Source organism: Bartonella acomydis (assembly GCF_039543025.1).
Taxonomy (GTDB): domain Bacteria; phylum Pseudomonadota; class Alphaproteobacteria; order Rhizobiales; family Rhizobiaceae; genus Bartonella; species Bartonella acomydis.
Map to the genome: position 1 here is coordinate 1 of NZ_BAABIY010000077.1, position 2,125 is coordinate 2,125.

Sequence of the window (2,125 nt, forward strand, 5' to 3'; positions counted from 1 at the left end):
TTAATCGCTGCTATGTAATAAGCGAGCAAGACAATCTCATTAGCATGGATATCGTAACGGTATTTATACTCCATATCCTCTGGTTTTATAAGATTTGATTGTAATAGCCGCGTAATAAAGGTTCCTGTTCCTGTAAAAGGGTCAAGAATAGAGACACCCCGTGATCCTAGGCTTTTTCCAAATTCATTGCGCAAGATATCATCAACAGAATGAATAATAAAATCCACAACCTCAATGGGGGTATAAACAATCCCTAATTTTTCTACCGTACGCGGAAAAGCATAACGAAAAAATTCATTATAAAGCTCTACAATTAAGCTTTGTTGTGCTTCAAGAGTGGTAATTCCACGCGTGTAAAATTGTATACTCCTAGAAATATTTTTGAGATCTTGAGATTCTTCTTTAAGAGTAAAGTTATCAAGGGCATTGAGTACACGTTGTAAAGCGCAAGATACGGGATTTTCTTGAACAAACTGATGCCCCTCAAATAAAGCATTAAAGACTGGACGCGTCACAAGATGTTGCGCAAGCATTTCAATTGCATTTTGTTCTGAGATAGTCGTGTTTAAATTGCTACGCAATTCGGTCATAAAATCATTAAACACCCGCCGTATTTCGGTTTCTGATTTTGCCAAAACCTCAGTTAAGCGTGTGATATGAATTTGAGCAAGATCACCAACATTTATTGCCCATTTTTTCCAATAGCTAGGGTCGTAAAATCTATTAACAATAGCAGCTTTAATGACGTCTTTACATTTAGAAAAAAGGGGGAGTTCTCCTTGTACTTCGTGTGTTTGAGAGGGTTCATAAGTTGCTAACCCAATATTAAGTCCTGAATATTCTAATTTTGAGCGTGTAGGTAAATCATCAATAACCGTGGTCGTATCTTCTAACGCAAGTTCTTGAGAAGCAGCAACGATTTCAAGAGTATCGCTTACGTCTTGTTTTTTGTGCATATGATGGATTATTTTATTAAAGTTATCATCATGGGCACGTAAAGCATTGAGAACTTGCCAGATGACATTATACTTTTTGTTGTTTTCTAAGGCTATTTCCGGCGGAATGTCAGCGGGTATCCCAATGGGTAAAATGATATAGCCCCTTTTTTTACCCTCCGCTCGACGCATAACACGTCCTATCGCTTGAATAATCTCAATTTGACTTTTTCGCGGGTGTAAAAATAGAACGGCATCAAGAGCAGGAACATCAACACCCTCAGACAAACAGCGTACATTGGTGAGTACACGACACGTATTTTCCCCCACATCTTCCTTTAACCAGTCAAGTTGTTTTGTACGTTCTTTAGCACTAAAGGTTCCATCAATATGGGCAAAAGTACAGTTAAGAGGGGGAGTATCTTTATAGTTTTTATGAAGAGCACGCAAAGATTCTTGCACTTTTTCTTTTTTGAATCTTTTGCATATGCGTTTAGAAGTCTCAATATCTTTGCAAAAAGCTAAGGCTCTACGCATGGGCTTGGGGTCATCTTCAAGATCAAGTTTCAGATCCATTTTGGTAAGAGCTCTATAACAGCCATTAATCTTGGTCCTATCGTCAAGAATAAGTTCATAATTCTCATCGGTAATAAGATGTTGAATGGATTGGCTTACTTCTTCTTCGTTGACAACTAATATGATCACTTTACAAGGTGATAACAGCTTATCCTCTAAAGCCCTTGAAAAGCTGTAATTATAAAGTTGTTTGCCATAGAGTTTTTCATTATCCATGGACACCAAAACGTTATTGGATAAGACAGCATTTCTTTTCAGCTTGTCACTAAAGATCTTAGGGGTTGCTGTCATGTATAGACGTTTTTTACCTCGAATGATGCTGTTATCATGAACCTTGATAAATTCAGATTCATGCTTATCTGTTCCTAATACACCCCCCGTTGTACGGTGTGCTTCATCACAAATGATCAGATCAAATTCGGGTAAATCATATTCCTTTTGTGCATCCGAAATCACTTGAATGGAATGATAGGTTGAAAAGACCACCGTCATCACATCAAGAGAGGTCTTATTGGCTTTACGTGCAAGCTCTTTCGCATCCGTGGTAGCCGGTAAAACAAGATCAGAGGCTTCAAGACCAGCCTCATCATCATGTTTCCCTTTACGATGCTTGC

The 2,125-nt window shown here is 38.2% G+C and carries 1 protein-coding gene; it reads right to left on the minus strand.

From position 1 onward, the window contains the following. Positions 1–2,125 (minus strand): helicase-related protein (locus ABD909_RS07100; RefSeq protein WP_345097256.1); only part of this gene is annotated, 2,125 nt, incomplete at both ends.